The sequence below is a fragment of the Ruegeria sp. BB1 genome, from assembly GCF_056539465.1.
In genome coordinates this window covers 26943-48986 of sequence record NZ_JBQFVB010000002.1, presented here as the reverse complement: position 1 = coordinate 48986, position 22044 = coordinate 26943, and the positions used below count along the sequence as shown (strand labels likewise).

Annotated in this window: 16 protein-coding genes and 1 tRNA gene; 4 read left to right on the top strand and 13 right to left on the bottom strand. The window is 55.5% G+C overall.

Features of this window, described 5'->3' with window-relative positions; all coding sequences use genetic code 11:
• Positions 1 to 132 precede the first annotated feature (132 nt).
• The 8 genes from ACR0AL_RS08030 to ACR0AL_RS07995 form a co-directional block, all read right to left on the bottom strand.
• Positions 133 to 2301, bottom strand: coding sequence for a serine/threonine protein kinase (locus ACR0AL_RS08030; RefSeq protein WP_480662593.1), 2169 nt, complete (start codon positions 2299 to 2301; stop codon positions 133 to 135).
• Between the two features lie 338 nt (positions 2302 to 2639).
• The gene (locus ACR0AL_RS08025; protein ID WP_480662591.1) at positions 2640 to 3926 is read right to left on the bottom strand and encodes a dynamin family protein; all 1287 of its coding nucleotides are present in this window, start codon (positions 3924 to 3926) and stop codon (positions 2640 to 2642) included.
• On the bottom strand, positions 3923 to 5965 hold the full coding sequence (locus tag ACR0AL_RS08020) for a dynamin family protein (RefSeq protein ID WP_480662589.1): 2043 nt from the start codon (positions 5963 to 5965) through the stop codon (positions 3923 to 3925). Before ACR0AL_RS08020 ends, ACR0AL_RS08025 begins: the two co-directional genes overlap by 4 nt.
• Positions 5966 to 6032: 67 nt before the next feature.
• A complete protein-coding gene (locus ACR0AL_RS08015) occupies positions 6033 to 6905 on the bottom strand; it encodes a hypothetical protein (RefSeq protein ID WP_480662587.1) in 873 nt (290 codons plus the stop codon).
• Between the two features lie 24 nt (positions 6906 to 6929).
• Positions 6930 to 7331, bottom strand: a complete 402-nt coding sequence (locus tag ACR0AL_RS08010) for a hypothetical protein (RefSeq protein ID WP_170349886.1) — start codon at positions 7329 to 7331, stop codon at positions 6930 to 6932.
• A gap of 22 nt (positions 7332 to 7353) precedes the next feature.
• Positions 7354 to 9093, bottom strand: a complete 1740-nt coding sequence (locus ACR0AL_RS08005) for a dynamin family protein (protein WP_480662585.1) — start codon at positions 9091 to 9093, stop codon at positions 7354 to 7356.
• Between the two features lie 8 nt (positions 9094 to 9101).
• Positions 9102 to 11111, bottom strand: a complete 2010-nt coding sequence (locus ACR0AL_RS08000) for a dynamin family protein (RefSeq protein WP_170349884.1) — start codon at positions 11109 to 11111, stop codon at positions 9102 to 9104.
• Between the two features lie 2 nt (positions 11112 to 11113).
• Positions 11114 to 11599 carry a hypothetical protein gene (locus ACR0AL_RS07995; protein ID WP_226689470.1) on the bottom strand — a complete coding sequence of 162 codons (486 nt, stop codon included), beginning with the start codon at positions 11597 to 11599 and terminating at the stop codon, positions 11114 to 11116.
• A 671-nt stretch (positions 11600 to 12270) separates the two neighbouring features.
• On the opposite strand from ACR0AL_RS07995, the gene ACR0AL_RS07990 reads away from it, so the two are divergent.
• Positions 12271 to 12355 (top strand) — tRNA-Leu (locus ACR0AL_RS07990).
• Between the two features lie 111 nt (positions 12356 to 12466).
• Here ACR0AL_RS07990 and ACR0AL_RS07985 read toward each other — a convergent pair.
• The 3 genes from ACR0AL_RS07985 to ACR0AL_RS07975 form a co-directional block, all read right to left on the bottom strand.
• Entirely contained in the window at positions 12467 to 12955 is a 489-nt protein-coding gene (locus ACR0AL_RS07985; RefSeq protein WP_480662583.1) for a TlpA family protein disulfide reductase, read from the bottom strand.
• 51 nt (positions 12956 to 13006) lie between these two features.
• Positions 13007 to 13261, bottom strand: coding sequence for a hypothetical protein (locus tag ACR0AL_RS07980; RefSeq protein ID WP_170349882.1), 255 nt, complete (start codon positions 13259 to 13261; stop codon positions 13007 to 13009).
• A 110-nt stretch (positions 13262 to 13371) separates the two neighbouring features.
• A complete protein-coding gene (locus ACR0AL_RS07975) occupies positions 13372 to 13764 on the bottom strand; it encodes a hypothetical protein (RefSeq protein ID WP_480662758.1) in 393 nt (130 codons plus the stop codon).
• Here ACR0AL_RS07975 and ACR0AL_RS07970 point away from each other — a divergent pair.
• Both ACR0AL_RS07970 and ACR0AL_RS07965 read left to right on the top strand, forming a co-directional pair.
• Positions 13654 to 13995 (top strand): substrate-binding domain-containing protein, encoded by a 342-nt coding sequence (locus ACR0AL_RS07970; RefSeq protein ID WP_480662581.1) that lies wholly within the window; start codon positions 13654 to 13656, stop codon positions 13993 to 13995. The two genes, ACR0AL_RS07975 and ACR0AL_RS07970, sit on opposite strands and share 111 nt — an antisense overlap.
• Before the next feature lie 236 nt (positions 13996 to 14231).
• Entirely contained in the window at positions 14232 to 14522 is a 291-nt protein-coding gene (locus tag ACR0AL_RS07965) for a hypothetical protein (RefSeq protein WP_170361712.1), read from the top strand.
• A 104-nt stretch (positions 14523 to 14626) separates the two neighbouring features.
• Here ACR0AL_RS07965 and ACR0AL_RS07960 read toward each other — a convergent pair whose 3' ends face one another.
• Complete coding sequence (locus tag ACR0AL_RS07960) at positions 14627 to 17434, bottom strand: autotransporter outer membrane beta-barrel domain-containing protein (protein ID WP_170349879.1); 2808 nt, start codon at positions 17432 to 17434, stop codon at positions 14627 to 14629.
• 310 nt (positions 17435 to 17744) lie between these two features.
• On the opposite strand from ACR0AL_RS07960, the gene ACR0AL_RS07955 reads away from it, so the two are divergent.
• Complete coding sequence (locus ACR0AL_RS07955; protein ID WP_480662579.1) at positions 17745 to 19841, top strand: tetratricopeptide repeat-containing sulfotransferase family protein; 2097 nt, start codon at positions 17745 to 17747, stop codon at positions 19839 to 19841.
• Positions 19842 to 20471: 630 nt separating this feature from the next.
• On the opposite strand, the gene ACR0AL_RS07950 is transcribed toward ACR0AL_RS07955, so the two are convergent.
• Positions 20472 to 21740, bottom strand: a complete 1269-nt coding sequence (locus tag ACR0AL_RS07950) for an arylsulfotransferase family protein (RefSeq protein WP_480662577.1) — start codon at positions 21738 to 21740, stop codon at positions 20472 to 20474.
• Between the last annotated feature and the right edge of the window lie 304 nt (positions 21741 to 22044).

The following is a 22044-nucleotide window of genomic DNA, read 5'->3' as shown; positions in this document are numbered from 1 at the left end:
AACGGCACTTACAATTTGGAAACCAAACCAACTTTTATCTGCCGCGACGGGCCGGTCCCCGTCAGGGTGGCGGATTTCCAGGCACCACCCTTCGTTTTCACTTTGCGGCAGATCACTTTCGAACCGGTCAGATTACTCCTGCGCTAGCTGCATCACGGACTCAGCTTCGGCCCCGTTGCGCAGCACGGTCAGTCGGGCCTGCGTAAGATTGTCCGAAACCAGAGCTTCCAGCAGGGCATCCAGGCTTTCTTCTTCGTTCAGGATGGCCCCGGTTTGCGCTTCCGAGATTAGAACGTCACCAGTCCGAAGGCTTCCCGCCGTGTCGGTGGGGGTGCTCGTTACAGTCGCCTTCCAGCCCTGACCGTCTTCATTGCGGACGGTAAAGCCAATGCCGTTTTCCAAACCGATCACACGGATGGCAGGCAGGGCCAGCAAGCCGTTCTGGGCCAAGGTCTTGCCCAGCGGACGATAACGCGCGGTCACACGGATATACCCGTCAGGATCAACGGACAGATCATCCAGAACATGCGCGGCGAAGCTTGCGTTCTCGCGGATGGGTTTGCCATTCAGCGTATAGATCGCAGCGCCGCGCGTTACCCAATCGCCGATCACCGACATGTCTTGTGCCGGGTCAACACCTGTAACGGCGATGATGCTGCCGGTGGATACACGACGTCGCGAGAACTGGAACGGAATTTCGACATCCCAATGCGAGAAGGCAACTTGCGTTTCCGCAGGGGTTCCCGACGAAACCTCTGCGGGTGAAGGTTCGGCTGTCTGGGCTTGGGCCTCTTGTGTGTTAGCCGAGGGGGCCTGTGTCTGCTCGACAGGCTCTGGCGTCGGTTCTGCCGTAACGGGCGCCGGTTCAATTGGTTCCGGCGTAGGTTCGGTGTTGGCCACCTGCTCGACAGGGGCTTCGGTATCAGCAGTCTGCTCGACAGGTGCTGCCGTTTCAGTTTCGACCTGGGTTGTTGCTGGGGTGGTGGCCTCGGTCGTTGCGGGTTCGGCCACAACCGCAATGTCCTGTGCGGGTTCCGGTTTTTCGCTGGTCATCAGGAAGTATCCGCCCGCCGCCAGACCGGCCACAACAACGGCAATGCCCGCAACCAGTTTTCCGCTGCCGCCTGATCCACTTTTGACCACAGTGTCAACGGCGACGGCCGTGTCTTCCTTGGACGTGAACTTGGCCAGTTCATCGTCGTTTTTATCTTCGTTGCCCAGAGCTAGATCTGCGTTGCCAGCCAGCAGTGCGGTGACCACCGCCTCGGCGTTTTCGCTTTCGGCTTTGATCCGGGCTTTTTCAACCTCATCATCCTTACGGTCCATCGCAACGATGACGGAAACCGGACGATAGTCGAACGTATCGAACATCACGCCCGGACCGCGGAACATGCGCAACCAATCCAACGCGCTTTGCAGGCGGTCAGTGACGTGAACCTCCATCGCCTTGTCGATCGCTTCAAGGAACCCATCCGGGTAGCCTTTGAACTGCCCAGCCAACGGAGAGTATGGGTCGTCCTGGTCATTGTTGAATGCGTTCAGGCGGGTCTGACCATCAATTGGGCGTTCTCCGCTGATGGCGTGATACAGCGTGGCGGCCAGCACATAGAGGTCACTGCTGGGGCCTTGATCGGCGCCACGCACATAGAATTCGTGGGGGGAATAACCGTCCTTGATAACCCGCAGGGTCAACAGAGCCGCGGATTGCTGTGCCGCTTGCTCGCGCGCGGCGCCGAAGTCGATCAGCACCGGATCGCCGTTCTCGTTGATCAGGATATTGTCGGGTGAGATATCCCGGTGCAGCATGCCGCTTTGGTGGATGAAGGACACCGCAGACAACATCCTTTCGGTCACCTGTACGATGAAATCCGGCCCGGCCTTGTTGTCGGAGTTCTCAACGTAATCCAACAGATCGCATCCCTTGATGAAATCCATCGCGATATAGGCGGTGTTGTTGTCTTCAAAGACCTGGTGGACGTCTACGATATTGGGATGCACCAGACGCGCGTGGTTGCGTGCCTCTTGAATGAACAAATCAATGATGGCGCGCAGATCGTCCTTGTGGTCAGGATCGGCGGGTTCGACCGTGTCGCCATTGCGACGGCACAAGGCACCCGGAAAGCACTCTTTGATCACCACGTCACGCTCTAGGCTGTCGCGGGCCAAATAGGTGATCCCAAAGCCGCCATTGCTTAGGAAACGCAGGATTTCATACTGACCGCGCAGTAGTTTTGCGCCGGGTTGAAGTCCTTCAATTTTCGGTTCGTCGTGCGATGCACCGACCGCCTGGTTGTGGCTCATTTCTTTCCGCCCGTTCTGATCGTTTTGCGGTTTATTTAACTGGGCAAATCGCCCTCGAACTCACAACCAAACACAACCGCAGGACACTTAAGACGGTTAGACGTTTCAAATTTGACTTTATTGGGGCCGCCTCATGGCTTCACTATGGACCGTTTTCGGGTCAATACTACATATTGTATTTCGGTGAGGTAGAGTCACTAAATGTTGAAAAGCAGCCTGCACAAAATGCAAGCTGATCGACTGTTTGTCTCCGCTTGGTCAACGGAGTCAGAAAGTTTTAGGTGCGATTCTGGGGCATTCGAATCGCTGTATCGCGACTCAATTTTAACGAGAAGTTATCAGGTTCCGGTTTTTGGCTGCGCCGAATCCACTCGGCTGCCTGCCCAGGCCAGGTTATCGCTGAGCTGTGCCAGAATGCTGATCGCGTCCTTCAAGGGGGCGTCACCGCTTTCAAATTGCAACAACAACAACAGGTCGGTGGCCTTTTCGAACTCGCCCGGGATCCAGTCGGCCGTGGGGTCGATTTCGCCCCCTTGCTCTAACCGTTCGGCGAAATCTTCGACGATTTCCTGGCACGAATGCAAAAAGGCCGACGGTTCGATATCCGACGATTCACGCAGGTCTTCGTAGATGCTGGCAATTGCGGCCAGCCAGTCCTCGAGGATCGGGTTTTCAAGCGGCGGCAGTGCGGATTCCAGCGTGGCATGCATCGAGGCAGTGTCGGCCGGCTGCGGCTCGGCCTCGGGCAGGTCCAGCGTTTCCAGAAAGGGCAGAAAGTCCTGTTTCAGGTCTGCCTGTGCGGCTTCAAGGTCAGCCAGACGGCGGGCGGATGCGATCTCTAAAATCTGTTCCGCCAGATTTTGGCCACCACAAGTTTCCCACAGGGTAAAATCGGGCTCGGGCTCCTGCGCCATGGCGCGGACGGCAACCGGCGTGCCAATAGGCACGACCGAGCGGAACAAATCGCCCTTTTCCTTGTTGAGCCGCGACAGAACCCGATCCAGTGCTTCGCTGACATGCGGCAGATCGGTGTGGGTGACGGCCAGCAGACTATTGGCGCGCAGCTCTTGCGGGACTTGTACCCACAGATGCCGTTCGGTTTCACGCCAGGCATTGGTCCCGTTGGTACACCAGATCGCACAATCGACAAATTTCAGCAGATCGAGCGTCTCTTTGTAATTGTCGTCCAGCGCGCCGGTTCCCGGCAGATCGAACAAAGAGATTTCCTGCAGGGCAGGGGTGTTCAGCCCAACCGAAATGAAATCGGGTTCATCCGCGGCTGCTTTTTCCAGAGCGATGCCGGAATAAACCTTGGGTTCACGATCCCACCAGCCCACGGTGGTTTCCGGAGTTTCGGAATAGGCGACGATAACCAGTGGCAATTTCAGGTGTTGTGGCCCGGTGGGCAGGATATCGGCCCCGGCCAACATGTTGGCAAGGCTGGACTTGCCAGCCCCGAATTCCCCGGCAAAACCGATGTTGACCGCGTTGGACAGCCGTTCGGCATGGGCCAGCGCTCTATCGCGCATATCGCCCAGTGCCTCATCGGCTGTCAGGTTTTCGGTCACGGTCAGAAAGCGTTCAAGTTGTCTTACTTCCTGTTCGGTTCCGGGAAATTCGATCATTCCGCCGCCTCTGCTAGTAATTTGTCTACGTCATCCGCACCGAATACGGCGCTTAGTTCTGCCACGATGCGCTGTGCCTGATCAAAGGCCATTTGAGCCTCGGTGCGCTCATTGGTCTCGCCGCTTCCAATGCGATGTTCAAGATGCCCGGCCAGCAAGGCCAGATAGTGATCCAAAACGGTGTTCAGGCGCTCCAACAAATCGCTGCGGGCGGTGTCTACCAGATCATCGCCGATCATCTCGAATTCCTGAACGATCATGCGTTCGGCGCGGGCGACAACGCTTTTGCGTGAAATCAGACGCGACAGCCAGCTGACCCGCAGTTCAACCGTAATGCCGCGGGTCAGAGCTGTGGTATCCGGGCGGAACCAGCGTACGGCACTGGTATTCATGCGGTTGTCGCTTGGGTCTTGCCAGCCGGGCAGGGCGCGCAAGGCGGCATTGCTTTGCATATCAATCGAGTACAATTCGCTCAGCATCCGCTGCCGCACCACTTGCGTGGCCCCTTGAACCAACTCGCGCATTCGGTCGCGCAGCGGAGTGAAGTTTAGTTCGGTATCCCCACCCTTAGAAAGCAGGGGTGAGTCGCCATTCGGTCCCCGAACCACAGCCGAGACAGACTCGGCCACGGTATCGTCCATGACCCCGCGTAGATTGGCCAGAACATCGTCCATGTCATTGACGATTTCCGAGGTTTTTTGCGTTACCAGTGTGCGCAGATCGGCGAGCGTCTTACTATTCTCGTCACCGCTGTCGGGGGCAGGGCTGATTTCCTCTTCGATGACGCGCAGATGGGCCTTGCTGCGCTCAAGCTCGCCTTGGGCAAAACTGTTGAGGTGCTGCCAAGCCATCCGCAGCTGTTCATTGCGCGGTCCCTCGGTCAGCGCACTGGTCACATGACGGCGCAGGTCTGGCAAGCCCGAAGCGATCATGGCGGCAAACCGCAAGACGCCTTCGCGGCTGATCGGGCCCGAGCCGCGTTTGATTTCTTCGACCCCGTCCAGATATTGCTTCATTTGTTCCGGATGCGCGCGCAGCCAGGCCAGGACCTCATCATGGTTGATACCTGTTTCGTCCCCGGTCAGCGCATAGTGCGCCCACTGGGCGCTGCCCATCAGCACATCGATATCCGAATTGCCAAGTGCTTTTTCCAGACCGTCCATCACATCGGCCCGGACCTTGCCCGCATCTTCGGCTCCACCGCCCAATTCGTCGACGCGGTTGATGAAGACTACGATCTGACCCAGTTCCAGCGCCTGCATCAGGCGAAACAGTTTCAGATCGGCGCGGGACAGGGCCTGATGCGCAGACAGAACCACAACAAAGAAGTCGGATTCCTTGAGGTACTGGCGCGAAATCTCCTCGCGGATCAAAAGCGGGTCGTTGACGCCCGGCGTGTCCGTCACCGTCAGCGGGAACGGGAAGTGGCCGATGTCGAAATAGACCTCGGCCTTGCGGGTGATGTCGCTGTAGAGACCACGATCTGATCCAGGGTCGTGCTCACCCTCTTCGGTTGGATCATCCCCGGCACAGACATAGCGCGCCAGATCGTCTGAATTCAGGTCATCCAGATCGTGATGCTGACCCAGCAGGTGTTTATAGCTTTCACCCAGACGCAGTTTGGCGCGGGTTTTCATCGCCTCGACCTGCTCTTCGATCATTTCGCGCTTATAGCTGTCCTCGTCATCGGGGAACATGTTGCGCAGCTCTTCGCCTTCGGCGATCAGCGCTTGCCACTGGCGGTTGTCGAAAAAGTGGAATTCGGCCCCTGCGGTGCGTCCCGATGGGTGGCCGAAATGCATATCGGTAATCACCGTCGTCCACGGGTTCACATCCGACGGCAGGTATTCGGCCTGCCCGGTGAAGCCGTTGATCAAACGGGATTTGCCGGCCTTGATCTGCCCGACAAAGGCAATCGAAGGTTTCAGATTCGTCAGGTCGCTGACAATTCGCGAAATGAACTGGCGGGTCTCTTCATTAGAGGTGCCGTTCATGTCATCGGCAATACGGATTAACTCGCGACGGTTGTTCTCACTCATAAACTTTACCCTGGTAACTTGTAATCACGGATAGAATTAGTCGAAAAATTGAATGTTTTGGCCGAAATCATCCGTCCGGCCTCTTCAGGTTGGTCCACAGATTGACGACGGCACCCAGCTTGCGCGCCTCGTGTACGGCCATTGCCAGGTTTTTACCATCGTTCAGGATTGCCAGCCCGGCGTCTTTGCCACCCGAAGGGCGCATGACAATCAATTGCGGATGGTCCATCACAGCGGCGCTGTCGCCATTCCAACCAGCAAGATCGCGGGCAAAGCGGGCCAGCAGGTCAGAATCGGGGTGTAATGATCCATTTTCTTGGCAATCACCTGCCATTTGCAGTGCTGCCCCGTCGGCCCCGGCTGCCAGAACACGCCCCTGTGCAAACCGCTCGGACCCGTCATAGAAACGCTGCGCCAGAGTGTCGTTTTCTTCGCTTTCCAAAGCTTCATCGGCGGATGCTATTTCGTCCGGGTCGGCATCCGCAACAATGGAAATAACCGGCTCTGTCGGCACTTCTATGTTTTCACAGGCGGTTTCGATCTCGCTGTAGGTTATGCCAACGTCATCCGCCTCAAGCGCCGTGTCTGGTTGCAGGGAAACAAGCTCAAGCGGAGCAGGAGCGCAGGCGATGTCCGTGACCAGCTGCGCCAGTTTGACGGCCAGATCCTCACGCGATTCCGTTTCGAAATCCGGGGCGATACCAGATTGCACGCGAAACACATCCGTCACCCGAGAGCTGTTGACCTCAATCGCCAGGCAATCGCCGTTGGCGGCGGTGAATTCCAACCGACGGGGCAGGATGGTGCCGCGAATGGTACGCAAAACCTTTTTGCGCCGCGCCTGGGCTGTTTCGCCTGGTACGGTCACCGCCGGATTCAGGCGGGCGACAGATGCGCGACTGATATCGTCGAGCAGATCAAGTATGTCCGTGTCCATCATGCCGTGACCCCCCTCTGGTCCGGTCTAAACTGCAGCCGCTACCGGCCCCAGGCTGAGATGCGATTTGGTCAACGCCAACCCGACATTGGCGCTGTTGTGACAGATGTAGCAGACCACGTGATCGGGATATTCCCGGGTCCGCAGAAAGATGTGCAGCCGATCGTTAGAAAACACCGCGATTTCCCCAAATCCCGGACTATCCGACTCTTCTGCTGTAGCCGAGCGCAACAATTCCTCAAAGGCTTTGACGCCGCGACCCTGAAACAGGTTAGCCACGGCAATGGCCAAAGTGTCCAGAACGTCCGCGCTGTCTGTGTCCAAGGTGTTGGTCGCCAGCAACATCCCCGTTTCCATATCGACATACCCGGCTGCAATGCAGTCGGGTATGGTGTCCATCGCGGTGTTCAATGCGGCTTCGATTGTCATCGCTTGCTACCTGCGCTTCGGGTCACAACACATGGAATTCCGCCCCGCCGTTTTTCGAAGCGTTCGGAACCGTATGCATCGAATCCTTGGCCTGACGTGCGTAATGCTCGGCTGCGATCTGGTCGAATTCCTTGAGGAACGCGTCGAACACATTTTTCATGCCTTCAGCGTCGTCCGGCAAATCCTCATCCGCAGTGATGTCGCGCCACATGGATGCCGCGCTCAGCGGTTTTCCTGCCGGTACGTTCAGCAAATCTTCCAGTTTTTCGCCGTTTTTTGCGGCCGGGGTTGCCTCGTCAGGGGCAGCACCGTTGGACAGCGGCACAACTTGCATGTCCACAAGACCACTGGATTCGGGCTCGGGCTCATACTCATCATCTGCGCCTTTCGCCTGTTCCGCCAGCAAAGCCGTAATTGATGACACCGAGACATCGGCGCGACGGTCTTCCGGTGCTTGTTCGGCGCTCTCACCCTGCTCGGACGTGTCTGCCAACTCGTTTTCGGGCGAGGAAAGGATCGGGTCCGAAGCGGCCAGTTCTTCGGCAGGGCTCTCCACCTCGGGGTCAGACAACAGGTTGATATCGTCATCTTCGTCCAATTCGTCATCATCCAGCAGATCGAACGAGTCTTCCTCGTCGAAACCCCGCACGTGTTCGGACAGGTTCAGGCCGGTATCCGGTGTGTCGCGGAAAAAGGCGCGCAGCTCGTCCTCTTGGGCGTCCTGGACGGGTTCAGCATCCTGTTTTTCCGCCACCATTTCGGCGCGCAGGCGCTCGGCCTCGGCCGCATCGATGCGTTCTTCCCGGTCGGTTTCTTCGGCGCGGCGCTCGACACGCGTTGGACGAATTGGGAAGTTGGTGACCACTTCGTCTGCGCCACCCGCCTCGGATTCGGATACGGGGTCGACCAGTTTCAACGGCGCCGGTTCGTCGGCCTGTTCTTCCTTTCGCTTGGGGCGAATTGGCTGAACACGAAGGCCGCCTGAGAGGCTGTTGTCGATCTGGTAGCGCGCCAGCATATCGGCGCGGTTGTCCATGATCTGTTCAGTGATTTCGAGGAAGCTGTCGACCATCTTGCCGCCACCGCTGCGGGCCCACAGTTCGGCGTCACCGCTTTTGTCCCGCGCCGTGATCGCGTCACGAGCCGAGAACAGGATCGATCTGTTAAACAGATGACCGGCTTCGCGGTTCACGCGGCGCAGCACTTTTTGACGATCTTTCTGGCCCAACACATCTGCGCGGGTCACCAACAGCAGCGAGTTATGCTGCAACCGTTCGGGCAAAGACACCCACGTCGCCCGCTCGGTCTCGCGCCAGGCTTGGGTGGCATGAGTACACCACAGAACGCCATTGGCTTGCCCGACCGCGCGACGCCAGACATCGCTGGAAATTTTCGGGTCGGAAATGCCGGGGGTGTCGATCAGGTCCACCGCTTCCAGAATGTCGGATTCAAGGAAAATGCGAACGAACTGAACGTCGTTGACCCCTACGGTATCAAGCTGGTCCAGCGTTATGTTCTCGCGGCTACCATCGTGGCGCTGCACATAGGCCGAACCTTTTCCCCAACTGAACCAGACGGGGGGCAGTTGCGTGGCCGTGACCTGCGTTGGCAGCGCGTGCGAGCGCAGCAAAAAGTTCATCAGCGTCGATTTTCCGGCACTGAACTCTCCCATCAGCGCAAAGATCGGTTTGCGCCGGGACCACTGCTCGATGCGTTCCCATGCCTTAGGAGAGACGAAGCGGGTTTGTGTGTCTTTTGCCATATCGCTACTTATGCTGCCTCGTTACTAAGATCTTTCAGGATGTCACCCAGGATATCGTCGCGCGATTTCTTGGGTGCTATACCGGCCATAAGCGCGGCCTGGCTTGGGTCTTGCTCGGCTGAGGCCGAGATGTTCAACAGAGTCTCGGCCTGCTCGCGCAGGAAGTCAGACAACCCGGCCCGGACATTTTCCAGAACCGCAGCGATCTGATTTTCCTCAAGGTCCTTGGTGATCGAGTTCGCCTCGGATGCGATCAGGCGCGTATAATCGGCAGCGTATGCTTCGAACCCTTTGCGGCGTTGCCACCAGCGGCGCCACCATGTGCTTTGCAGGTCCAGCGCAATGGTGCGCCCGATGCCCAGTGGCGGAGGTACGCGAGGGACGATTGGGGCTTCGATGCTGAATTCACCCAGATGGTTGCCCAAAAGCTTCTGATACAGCGCTTCGACATCCGCCGCGGCGGTACTGTAAAGCGCGCCTGCCTCTTTGCGCATCGCGCGGGCAAAGCTGAAATAGGCCGCTTTCTGCAATGTGCGCAGACCCGCCGGGTCATATTGCCAGGTGCCTTCCTCGCCATTCTGTTCGAGATGCGAAATCAAAGAGTCCGTTGCGCGTTTGACAAAGTTCGCCTCGGCCGATTTCAGACGTTCCAGCACTTTGTCGCGCAAGGCGGTCGTCAGTTCCGCAGCCTTCTTATCGTATTCCTCAGCAACCTTGGCGATTGCCTCTTCGGGGGACACACCATCCAGATCCCGCACGACCCCTTGGCCGTCGGACAGGTTCTTGGCCACAGCCGTCGCCCGAATCTGGCTGGCGATATTGCGGGCGCGATGCCGGACGCGATCCAACAGGCGAGTACCCGCTCCGTCAGCGATCCGTTCATTCATCGCCAGTAGCAGATCGGGAAGACCCGACAATGCCCAGATTTTATCCAGCGACGGGGCCTGATCACCAAACCCTGCTGCCAAATAGAAGGTATTCAGAGCTTGCCGCGACTCTTCTGTCAGAATGTCGGGATTGCCGGTCAGGGCGGCTTCGGCCCAAAGGGCACTGCCGAACACAACGCTTGTGCTCGTGTCGATATTATTCTGTTTCAGCGTGTCCTGAATGCGGTCGCGGATTTCCGGCACTTGATTGACCGGATCTGACAATTCGTCGATGCGGTTCACAAACAGGATGATCTGGCGGTTTTCAAACTGTGCGATGATCCGCATCAGCGCCATATCCATGGTGGTCAGCGCCTGGCTGGCGGCCAGAACAACAACGCAAACCTCGGACCCGCGCAGGCTGCGCAGCGTGATCTGTTCGCGCACCATAAACGTATCGTTCACGCCGGGTGTATCGCAGAGTTTCAGCGAAATCGGATATTGCGGAATGTCCATGAACAGTTCCGCAGATTTGGTGACGTCGGCAAAACGCCCGGTCTTGGGGTTGATATCCGGGTCTTCGTCATCGCCCAGACAGACATAGCGCTGGATCAGTTCGTCGTCGAAATAGTCATACTGGTGGCTTTGTCCCAGGATCAGGTCAAAATGCTGGCCCAGGCGGGATTCGGATTTGGCCTTCATCTCGCCGATCTGGCGGCGAATATCTTCCATCTCATCATCGGCCCCGGCGCGATTGGCCAGTTCTCCCAATCGGCCACCGCCGACCATCAGGTTGTCCCACTCTTCTTGTTCGAAGAAGGTGAACTTGGCTTTTTTGTCGCCTTCTGTGCGGGTGTTGATGTTCAGCGTGGTTACCACCGAGGTCCACGGGTTCACATCCGACGGCAGCAGGGCGGGGCGCCCGGCCAGAATGTTCACGATCGAGGATTTGCCAGCCTTGACCTGCCCAACCAGTGTCACACTGGCCGTAAAATTCTCCATCTTCGTCTTGAGCGTTGCTAACCGCGCCGAGGATCGCGCATCTGCTACCTCTGTCAATTGGTCGATCTGCGTAGACAGGGCAGTCATGGCCGAAGTCATCGGCGTCAGCGCCTCATTTCCAACGGACAGAAGATGGTCGTTTCGGGCCATGGTCAGCCTCCGGTTCCAGTGGCAGCGATGGGATTATGGTCCTGACCGTCATGAGAGCTGGTCATGATGTCGATACGAGCAATCAGATTTAGCGCGGTGCCCAGAATATCGGCCTCGTCACCGGGTGAGATCGTTTCATACGCTTGAGAATCGGCAAGCACTTCGATCTCGCTGAACTGTTCACTGTTTTCCAGCAGAGCCAGGCGACGCCCGGTCGGAAAACTTTTTGATTTCGTTCGGGGCAACGGCATGCGCGAGTTGGCCAACAGGTAGTGACCCCCCGAATGCGTACGCAATGACACGCCGAAGCCTGTGTTCGGATGATTCCGGTTCAAGGACTTCAGTTCACCAAGAAAACTTTCACGGGCAAGACCAATGGCGTCTTGCTCGGCAGAAGCAGCGTTCATCATATTGGTCACGGTTAAGATCCTCGTGTTCGAGTTGAGCAAAAAAGAAACTCGTACTTGCCCGAAGGCAAAAAGACTCATTAATTCCCGCTCTCCATAATTGTTGGCAAGGCGGTGTTATTTTGACGCGAATAAGATTTTTTGGCGTTTGAATTGTGGCGCAAATATGGTCGCAACCCCTACAATCGCTCAACTCATGGCCGAGTATGAAGAATTTCGACACTGAAGGATCAAGGCGCCATAGCTGAGCAAGGCGTTGATTGTAGGATGAACTATCTTGAGGGATTGGCGGTTAATATATTGTTTTATAACAATATAAATCCGATAAGAGATTTTATCTACGAGCTGGTTTTCCGACCCTCCCGGTGCGATGATCGAAGCAACCGTGTTAGGTGCGCCCGTCGTTCAATCAGATAACTCAACGTAAGCGAGTGTTATTTTTCGGCCATCTTTAATGTGCATGAATCGTCAACTATTGGTAGGACGACCAATTGAGGGATCAAATGCTGTCGTACTGATTTTTGCCAGGGATCTAAATTCCAAATATTCAATAAATTGGGACTATTGGCCCGATTCAGTCTGCTCACGCACCCTCAGAGGCTTGAATTCTGCGCGCCGGGTATGACGATCAGCCTCGCCAAGATTGTCGCCAATAAGGGGGCAATAATCTTTGCCAAAAGCCAATTTCCCTCTCGCACTCGGTCGCAGCCTTTGTTATTGAGCACGTCAATCCGGCGCTCAAGGCCGGTCGTGCGGGTGTGGCGAAATTGGTAGACGCACCAGATTTAGGTTCTGGCGCCGCAAGGCGTGGGGGTTCAAGTCCCTCCACCCGCACCACTTTTTCTGATTGTTTGCGTATCACCACTGTCCTGAAGAAACTGTCCAAACCTAATGTCTGGTTGGGCAGCAGCACCGCGCAGGCGCGCGTTGCTTTGTTCGTTGCGACACTTATGCCGCCGAGAAGGCCTGAATGCTGCCGCGCAGTTCGAAGACGTGCAGGAACGCGTCGGGATGAGGGCGTATGCGATAGTTGTCCGTCTCATCGCCGAAGATCACTGTGCCATCTTCATCCAGTGCGATGACAGTCGCTTTGACAGTATCGCTAGGGTAACCGGGCATCTCAGACGGTGCTCCACCCAATTCTTCGATACCCAGGGTCTTGGCGGCAGCCAATCCGTTGTCCTGAAGGATCTCGAAATGGGCCGGTAACATCAGATTCTTTGCCAGTTTCTCGGAATTCTTGATGCCTTGGTTAGGGATGAACTTTACCTTCACACCCGCCTTTGCCTTCACCTCTTTGAGCTGGTTCATGCAGAAAGGGCACCAGATGGCGCGAAAAAACACCAGCAGTGTTTGTTCGCCTGTAAAGGACGCGGAGGTCGTGTGTGTTTCGTCCAGCCGTTGCAGCGGCAATTCAGATAACGCTTGGCCTTTCACAATGGCAACGTTCGGCTTGCGGCCATAGTTCGAGAAGATGTGGATGTACCATTACATGGTGATCGCGCCAAACAAGGCCAGTCCTACGGCAACGTATTCACTTGGGGTCGTGAAACCGCCGCGCGCGGAAATTTGGTAGACTACCCAAGCTACGGCAGACAGGTTGATAAGTTGGATCACCGGCAGGTTCTTCGAGGTTCGGGAAATGACCAAAGCTCCGGCCAGCACCATCAGAAAGAACGGCATGGTGAACGTCGCAAAGAATGAACCGATCCAGATCGGATCGTAGCCTGACATCCAGAACATAATAGCTAAGCCAGCGTCCCTGGCCTTCTTGCGGCGCCAGGGTGAGAACGTCGCCGGGCTTCACGCTAAGCTCACTGTCCAGTACCGCGCGGAACTGGTGCCCTTCCACGTCACACGTCACCAGCATATGCGCGCCCAATGGCTCCACAAGCTTGGCCCGCGCCAAAGCCCTGATCCGAAACGCGCAAATCTTCCGGGCGAATGGCCCATTTCAGGTTTTTGCCGCTGGCTGGGCCCTCAAGGCATTGCCCTGCAACTGTCCAGCGACCAGAGCCCGAAGACTCAGCCGGAAGGAAATTCATTGGCGGATCGCGGATGAAACTGGCCACAAACTCGGCCGCTGGATCCCGATATACCTCGATGGGTGAGGCTGCCTGAACAATTTTGCCCTGATGCATGACACTGATCCGGTCAGCCATGGACATGGCCTCGACCTGATCGTGAGTCACGTAAGTGGCAGTGGTTTTGCTTTCGGCCAGAACCCCCTTCAACTCGGCACGCATTTCCATCCGCAACAGCGCGTCGAGGTTCGACAGGGGTTCGGCGATATCGAAGACACGGCCGTTTCGACGCCGGGCCTTTCAATCATGGCAATCAACCCAAAGAAACTAGGCACGCGATCGGCTGAAATCCTTCTGGACCGAATGCGAACACCCGAACTGCCAGTCCGTCATTTTGAGTATTCCGCGACCTTGGTTGCACGGGGAACATCAGGGCAAGCTCCTGACCATTGAACCTATTCCCAGAATTTGTTGTAGGTATTTATCGCTGTTCTCGCTGACATTGTGCGAGCAAGGGAGCGGTCATATATGATCGGCGCAGCGAATGTTCGGTTCGAGCCCGTACTTTGCAACACAGCCTGGGAAAACGGCCCTTTACGTTCAGCGGTTCTCTGCGATTTTGACAAGCTACACTAATTAATCTGCGCTCATCTAGCGCCACACGACAGCTCTAGCGTGTAGAATGCTAAATGCCCCAAAATCGTTTTGATGAACTGATGGATTTCGTCTGCGTCCGCTATGGCTATTGCGGAGGTGTCGTTGATGGGAAACCGATACATGTAGCGCATTTCATTCCTGAATATGGGAACGTAGCTGCAAGTGAATTTTCTGAATGGGTGATGTTGGCAGAAGATATTGGTCCGGATTCGAACTTGGGTTTTCGTGACCAGCATAAAAAGGACATAGAGGCTGCATTCATAAAGATCATGGGAAGCGCAGTAGTTCCTGCCAAAGAATTGAGATGGGATGCAGAAGACTAAGTGACTTGTGTCGAAGCAGTTGAAGCGAATGATGCTCTATCCGCAATGCGTGAGTTCGACCAATTGGAATTCCGCGGCACCCTCCCGGGTGCCGCGGAGATTTTTTAGAACGACCAGCGAAGTCCCGCCCGCAAGAAGGGGCCCTGGGCGTCGCTGCCGATTTCTTGTTCGGCATTCAGTTCAAGCTGAATGTCCTCAACAATATCTTGCTCGTAGCCAACCGCGACACGAGCGCCGGTGAAGTCGGTAGATGCAAAGATCAGCGACTGAGTCGATGAGAATACGGTCACATCAGCATCCGTTGTTCCCAGATCGCGCCGCAGAACACCGCTGAGCTGCCCGCTTAGGATACCGCCATTACCGAACTGCTTTTCAGCTTCTACACCCAGTTGGGCTTCGATGACTTCGGTGGTGACATCTCCGACCGTGGCGTTGGCGCTTGAGCGTGTTTCGGTGTAACCATCGTCCTTTTGGTTGGTATAGCGCGCGTTCGCAAATCCGAGCAGCCCGAAATCACCACTGACGTCGAACCCGCGTTCGACCGCGATATGCGCTGTCAACAGCCTGCTGTCATAATCGGCATTAGCATCATCGCTGCCATTGATTTGACGGGTGCGGTCTGTCGAGAGCCAGCCATAGCCAAACCCAGCTTCAAGCGTATAGGCACCAATCTGTCGACCCACGGCGGCGTCAAGAAAAAAGCCGGTCGTGTCAAAGTCCGCGGACTCGTTATCTCCGTCCGCCGAGAACACGCCCATGCCAACAGCCAACGCAATGCCGTTGTCCATCTGGCCGGAAATCCCGGCGCTGCCGCTGAAAAGCGATACGTCCAGATCGCTGCCGGTTTCAGGGTCGAACTCTCGATACTGTGCGTCGATCATCGCAAATGGCCTGAAGCCCGCAAAGGTGAACCCCTGCGCAACTTGCTCTGACGGTGCATAGTTCAGCGCGTTGCCACTGCTGCCTACGACGCTGCCGTAAAAGGCGACGACGTCGCCTGAAACCGCAAAATCATCAGCATCTACAGCAGCATATATCGGTGCTGCTCCGCCCTCATCCTGCACGAACCAGACAGAGCCCTCTTCGGACACGGTGGTCGTGAAAACACCCGCTCCGGGCGTGGCGTCTTCAAAGTTGAACACAGCGCTGCCGCCCTGCGCGTCGAGATTTACGTTGTGCGCGTCGACCCGTATGACGCCGTCGACATCATCATTGGTGTCAGCGTTAAGCGTGCCCGAACCCGTCCCGAGATAAACGGCATAAACTTCGTCATTGCCGGAAACCCGGATGGTTCCCAGGCCGTCGATCGTGCCGTCAAAGTTGTCGAATTGGATACCGGCAGCACGTGTCCCGGCAGAACCGGTCCCATGAACAGTGATCTGTCCGGTGTTCGAGAACGATCCCTGCATGTCGTTGGCGTAGATACCGATTGCCGTTGATTGGTCCGGCGATAGTCCACCGCCATCCATCCCACCCTGGGCGGTGACCGTGATATTGCCCGAGTTCGAGATGTCTCCGGTTGCGATTTCGTCGACGTATACGCCGTAGGCTTCGGCCTCGGTATCCCGCGAGATGGCGGTGGCCGTGATATTGCCCGAGTTTGTGATGGTGCCGCTCAGATTGTCTGTCAGATAAAAGCCTGCGGCAGTTGCCGAGTCTTCGGCAGCCTCGGCGCGCAAGGTCATGGTCCCCGAGTTGGTGACCGTTCCCGAAACGTCATCGCCAATATACATGCCCGAAGCTGTCGCCTCGTCACCGGTATTTAGAGAAAGCGCGGTCCCGGTGATCGTACCCGAGTTGATTACGGTGCCTTCAACCAGATCTTCGAGGTAAAAGCCGCCTGCATAGGCCTCATCATCGGTATCGGCACTTGCGAATGCAGTGATCGTGCCGCTGTTGATGATGGTTGCGCCTTCCAGCATATCGTCATCGACGAAGATACCATATGCCGAAGCGTCGGATTCAACCGCCAAGGCAGTTACTTTGATCGTACCGCTGTTTTCAATTCGGCCGGACAGATCGCTATCGACAGCAATGCCATAGGCGATCGCTTCATAGGTCGTTGGAGCAGATGCGAAAATGTCCAGAGTGCCCGTGTTCAAGATCACACCGGACGCATCGCCATCAACGAAAATCCCGAATGCAGATGCAGTACTGTCAACGGTGGTGATGGCAACCGATTTTATGGTGCCCGAGTTCACAATCTCACCGGTCTCTAGCAGGTCATCCTCGACATAGATGCCCCAGGCATAGGCGTAATCGTCGGCGAAGGATCTGGCGCGTACATCGATTGTGCCCGTGTTTCGGATGGAGCCGCCAACGTCGCCATCAACGGCGATACCGTAGATAGATGCGGTGCTTCCCGCGGAGGTGTTGATAAGCCCATCGACCCTTATCGTGCCGGTGTTCAAGATTTCGCCGGTCTCTGTAAGGTCTCCGTCGACATAGATACCCCAAGCTTCGATGTCCCCATCAGTCGATTGCACATCGACCTCTATGGTGCCGTTGTTCACGATCGAACCGGCGACATCACCATTGACCTGGATTGCATAAATATCCTGAGGGTCAGAGCCCGTAATATCCAGCGATATGGAGCCGTTGTTCACCAGTTCGCCGCCCTCAAGCAGGCCGCCATCCAGGCGCAGGCCCGTCGCCGTATCCGTGTCGGTGGCAGTGACCGAAATCGACCCGTTATTGGTAAACGTGCTTGAGTAATCCGTAGTGATCGTCAGGGCGGCGGCCGTCGAAGATGTAATCTCAATCGCGCCGCTTGCTGTCACTTCGTGATCCGCATCGGTTGCGAAAACCTGAGGCGTCGTCACCACATTCGAGATCGTATCCGCATGTACGTCCCCGGCAGTCAGTGCAACCATCGATACCTGTGCCAGCAACGCAGCAGGAGCCGCACTCACAATTTGGCCTTTCCACTTGAAAAGACGCCCCCCACGGAGCTTGGGGGCGTTCACCCCCGACCCATTTTTAGACATTTACTATCCCGTTAGATTTTTTTTGTCTTTTTTTGTCGAAGCTTGCCGCGTATTCGCGATCGGCTCCGCTTATGAACTGTTAAAAAGTCGTTAACATATATGCAATCCACCAATTTTGCATTGCATAAGATGATCTATTGCTGTTGGAAATTCGTAGGAAAACTGCAACACAATGTGGCAATTTGACGGCGCTTGGTATCAGGTTGCTATCATGCGCCAGCCCGGAGCTACTTGAATGCCAAAAAACCAGACTTTGTCTATCGGAGAAGCCTATAACCAAGGTGTTCAGGCATTTGAAACAGGGCAATTGAACAAAGCTGTCAAGGTTCTGAACCAAGTCCTCAAGGCTGCGCCCGAATATGCCCCTGCGCATCAACTGCTTGGCGTAATTGCGTTTCAAACCGGTCAGACCGGACCTGCCGAAAATGCCATGCGCGAAGCGATCCGATTGCAGCCAGACAATGCCGGGTTCCTGTCAAATTTTACCGAGGTATTGCGCACGAACGGAAAACCTGAAGAAGCACTCAAGGTCGGTAAACGTGCGGTTCAGCTTGCTCCGGGGGTTGCAAATGCGCATTCAAACCTTGGGTTGGCCTATTATGATATGGGTGAACTGTCCGAAGCCGAAGCCTGTCAGAAAAGAGCGTTGGCCCTAAACCCCGATCTGATTGCGGCGTTGAACAATATGGGATCGATCGCGCGCGACAACGAGGACAGAGAAGGGGCAATTTCATTCTACCGCCGGGTGCTGGACCTGCGCCCGGGCTATCTGGAGAGTGTCAACAACCTCATTTCCGTATTGATCGAAGCTGAACAGTCGGAAGAGGCCACAGAGCTGGCAGATGATTACCTTGGCAAGGGATATGTTTCCGCAGAGTTGCATCGCAATCGGGGACGGTTACACGTTTTGCAGTGCGAATGGGACGAAGCCGAACGCTGTTTTCGGAATGCAATTTCGCTGGATGAGAAGAAGCCCGAATCCTATGTCGGGCTTGCACAGGTTCTGACCGAGAAAAACCTGCATGAACTTGCCCTTGTCGAGGCTGAAAAAGCGCAGCGCTTAGACCCCAGCCACGCACCTGCGTATCACTATATAGCCGTCTGCAAATCGCACCTTGGCGACCTTGAGGCCGGTTTTGCCAATTACGAAAAGACCCTTGAACTAAAACCAGATTTTTCGGCCACGATGATCGCATTGGGGCATCTGGAGATGGAGCGCGGCAACTTTGACGCCGCCCGCAGTTGGTTCAATAAGGCGGCTGAAAGGGACAAGGCGCGTCTGAATGCGCAGATCGCGTTGGTCAGGTTGGACAAGGTTGCCGAAGACAACCCTGATTTTCAGGCTCTTGTGGCCGCGTTGCCCGGGGTCGACAAGTTGCCGCCCGAACAATCGGTTTCGTATCACTACGCTTTGGGGAAATGCTATGAGGACCTCAAGCGCTACGACAGCGCTTTTGAGCATTTTGCAAAAGGGGCCGCACTAAAGCGCAGCATTATCGATTTTGACGCGGACCAGATCGAGGAAACCGCCGACGATCTGATTTCGATGTTTACGCCAGAGCTGGTCCAAAAGCTCCGCCAAAATTCTGTAGATAACAGCCAGCCGATCTTTGTTGTTGGTATGCCCCGATCTGGAACCACGCTGACCGAGTCGATCCTCGCCAGCCACCCCTACGTTTTTGGGGCCGGAGAGTTGAGCTATATGCACAAGCTGTTTACCGATCAGCTGCGTGGTGGAAACAAGAAGACGGGTAGTCTGATCGCCGCTCTGCCGGATCACGAGATTTCGAAACGCGCCCAACAATATATCCAGCAGCTTGACGCGCACGCGCCTGGTAAACCGTTTATCGTCGATAAGATGCCTGCGAATTTTCTGATGGTTGGTCTGATACACGCGATCATGCCCAACGCACGGATCGTGCATGTCGCGCGCAATCCAATGGATACGTGCCTGTCCTGTTTCACACGGGTTTTTCAGCGCAGCCAGTATCACAGCTATGACCAGGTCGAGCTTGGCCGGTACTTCAACGCCTATGTTCGCGTCATGCAACACTGGAATGATATCCTTCCGTCGGGCAGTTTTCACACCGTTCACTATGAAAACCTGGTCGAGAACATTGAGTTTGAAGCGCGTCGCCTGATCGCCTTTTGTGGTCTTGAATGGGATGATCGCTGTCTTGAATTTCACAAAGATGCGCGGCGAGTTCGTACCGCCAGTGTTCAGCAAGTGCGCCAGCCGCTGTACAAGTCCTCAAAGGAAAAATGGCTAAACTACAAATCTCATCTAACCCCGCTTATTGAAACTATCGGAGGAGCAAGGATTTCTTTCTGAAAGATTTTGGCTGAAACTTAAAATTGAAGGTTGCCGGTGTGAAGAAGGGCGCTGTTTTCGATCCAAAATCACCAATGTCAGCTGGTTTAGAACGCCCGGAATGTGCGTTTCGCGATTTGCTAAAGGCTCAGAACCTAACTCTGGCAATACGTAGATGAACCGATTTATTCCCGCCGCACCATCACGTGATGCATGACCAAGTTCAGCACTTCGACATCATCCTGATTAAATGTCCGATAGCGAAACCGTACCGTTCCCCGGTCGGGTTAGGAACGAGACGGCGTAAGCGCTTCGACCGTAACACGAGCGCAGAGCGTGTCGTCCGGGAAAACAGGAGCAAGCCACCGAACCTCGTCCATACCACGACCGCCCAAGTTGGTGCCGGTGAGTATGCCGGTGTCACGAAAAAGGCGGAAGGTGAGGGGAATGGTTTGAAACCTACTGGCAATTCCTAGCTCCTGGTCCATCAGTGCTATCGCTCACCAACGTCAGAAGTTACCGTCCCTTCGAGTGTGCAGCAGACGCGGTCTCTAACCACCGAATAGTTACAGGTTCGCGGATATCAACTCGTTAAATTTCCAAGCATGACGATCAACACTTGCAACAGAATGTTTGAAACACCCTCTGAGGTTATGGGCAATTCCAAGCAGCGACTTCCTCGGCAGTTATTGGATATCTTGTCGCCTCCATCACCTCGGGCACCTGACTTGCATCATATCGGTCCATGACCCATTCCCAGACGGGATCGCCCGTACTGGTCACTTCCAGCGCTCGTCCGGCGCGGGATTCGGTTAGCAGAAGATTGCCATTGGGCAGCTTTTGCCATTTCCCGGACCACTTGGTGTAGAACGGTTGGTCGGGCCGTTTGGGAAAGAGAATGGCGCGTTCTTGCGTATGGGGTTGCACTGCGACGACGCGGGATCCTCCCTGCAGGCCTCCACCCTCGGTTCGGTCGTAGTTGTTGTCGAAGATGCCGATCCATCCGTCACCGATGAAATCCGGGTCGTGCTGAAACAGAGTGTCTGAATAGGTGCGCCATTTCACCTTTAGCGTATCCGGGTCCAGCACCATGACCATATGTAGATCCCGCAGGGAAACAACGATGTCGCCCGCATCGAACAACGGATATTCAGCGGCCATATCCGGTGACAGTTCTTCTATGTCGTTGAGGTGAAAGATATCGCCATGATAATTCCTGCCTGTCCTCAGGTACACGTCGCTCAGGCCATTTTTCTCAAACACTTCGATCGAGCTGATGGATTTCAGGACCTCGCCATCGGCGCTGACTTTCATAAAGTAATCTTCGTAGACGGGGAAGGACAGGATATTCAAAAGCTTTTCATCGCGCCCATCGCGCGAGCGAAGCTCTTGATTGCCGGACACCCAGAACGAGCCGTCATCATTTGCCGAGATTGAATGATGTGCCCGAGGCTCTGAAAGGGCCCACAACACATCGCCACAGGCCGACATCCGGGCGATCCCGATAAATTCGAAGTTGAACAGGATGTCGCCGTTGGGAAAAAGATGCGAGCCGTGAATGTATGGGTAGTTATGCCGCCCGCCGAAAATCTCGCCGGGGTCAGGCGCCCAGGAGTGCAGGACAGCGCCGGATTCGTCGATCAGCCGAACACCTGCATGCCAGTCGAATTCCGGGAAATACGATGTGATAAGCGTAGAACCGGGGGCAATGGCGTTGGCATCGTGAATGCGTACACCTTCAAAATCATACCGCACCGGCATCAGCCGGTCAGGTTCCTTCATAAAGGCTTTGATCTCCCCCCAAGTCTGAACGGCGATCCTGTAAGGGGCAAGATACAGGTAAGCTGATGCAAGCCCTGCCAAGAAAGTGATTGCCAACAGGCAAGCCAGCGACAGCAATGCAAGCAGGCGATCAGACATAATTTCAAAATCCTAAGCTACAATCTGTGTGACAAAGTTGGAATTTTGTCTGTTGGTGATCAAGCTTTAATCAACTCACACTGCCCATTTTGCGGCATATCCATTCAGCTTCGTGCGCTTTTTCGGGCAATTGAAGGGTTTGGGTCACCTTTTAACTTGCGCCTACATAGGCATCTGAATTGGCAATAATACAACTGATCTCGCAAAGTTGTTGCCAAATCGCTGCAATATGAGCGTCTGTTATTCGTAATTTTTGCAAGCTGGTTTAGTTGTCGATGACAAGGTGTAATTTTTGCTTGGTGTT

Excerpts from the sequence above, each read along its gene's own strand:
- ACR0AL_RS08030 (WP_480662593.1), bottom strand. The coding sequence starts at position 2,301 with ATGAGCCACAACCAGGCGGTCGGTGCATCGCACGACGAACCGAAAATT.
- ACR0AL_RS07950 (WP_480662577.1), bottom strand. The coding sequence starts at position 21,740 with ATGTCTGATCGCCTGCTTGCATTGCTGTCGCTGGCTTGCCTGTTGGCA.
- ACR0AL_RS08005 (WP_480662585.1), bottom strand. The coding sequence starts at position 9,093 with ATGGCAAAAGACACACAAACCCGCTTCGTCTCTCCTAAGGCATGGGAA.
- ACR0AL_RS08015 (WP_480662587.1), bottom strand. The coding sequence starts at position 6,905 with ATGATGGACACGGACATACTTGATCTGCTCGACGATATCAGTCGCGCA.
- ACR0AL_RS08010 (WP_170349886.1), bottom strand. The coding sequence starts at position 7,331 with ATGACAATCGAAGCCGCATTGAACACCGCGATGGACACCATACCCGAC.
- ACR0AL_RS07975 (WP_480662758.1), bottom strand. The coding sequence starts at position 13,764 with ATGCGTGCCGAGTTGAAGGGGGTTCTGGCCGAAAGCAAAACCACTGCC.
- ACR0AL_RS07995 (WP_226689470.1), bottom strand. The coding sequence starts at position 11,599 with ATGAGTCTTTTTGCCTTCGGGCAAGTACGAGTTTCTTTTTTGCTCAAC.
- ACR0AL_RS07970 (WP_480662581.1), top strand. The coding sequence starts at position 13,654 with ATGCATGACACTGATCCGGTCAGCCATGGACATGGCCTCGACCTGATC.
- ACR0AL_RS08000 (WP_170349884.1), bottom strand. The coding sequence starts at position 11,111 with ATGGCCCGAAACGACCATCTTCTGTCCGTTGGAAATGAGGCGCTGACG.
- ACR0AL_RS08020 (WP_480662589.1), bottom strand. The coding sequence starts at position 5,965 with ATGAGTGAGAACAACCGTCGCGAGTTAATCCGTATTGCCGATGACATG.
- ACR0AL_RS07955 (WP_480662579.1), top strand. The coding sequence starts at position 17,745 with ATGCCAAAAAACCAGACTTTGTCTATCGGAGAAGCCTATAACCAAGGT.
- ACR0AL_RS07965 (WP_170361712.1), top strand. The coding sequence starts at position 14,232 with ATGCCCCAAAATCGTTTTGATGAACTGATGGATTTCGTCTGCGTCCGC.
- ACR0AL_RS08025 (WP_480662591.1), bottom strand. The coding sequence starts at position 3,926 with ATGATCGAATTTCCCGGAACCGAACAGGAAGTAAGACAACTTGAACGC.
- ACR0AL_RS07980 (WP_170349882.1), bottom strand. The coding sequence starts at position 13,261 with ATGTTCTGGATGTCAGGCTACGATCCGATCTGGATCGGTTCATTCTTT.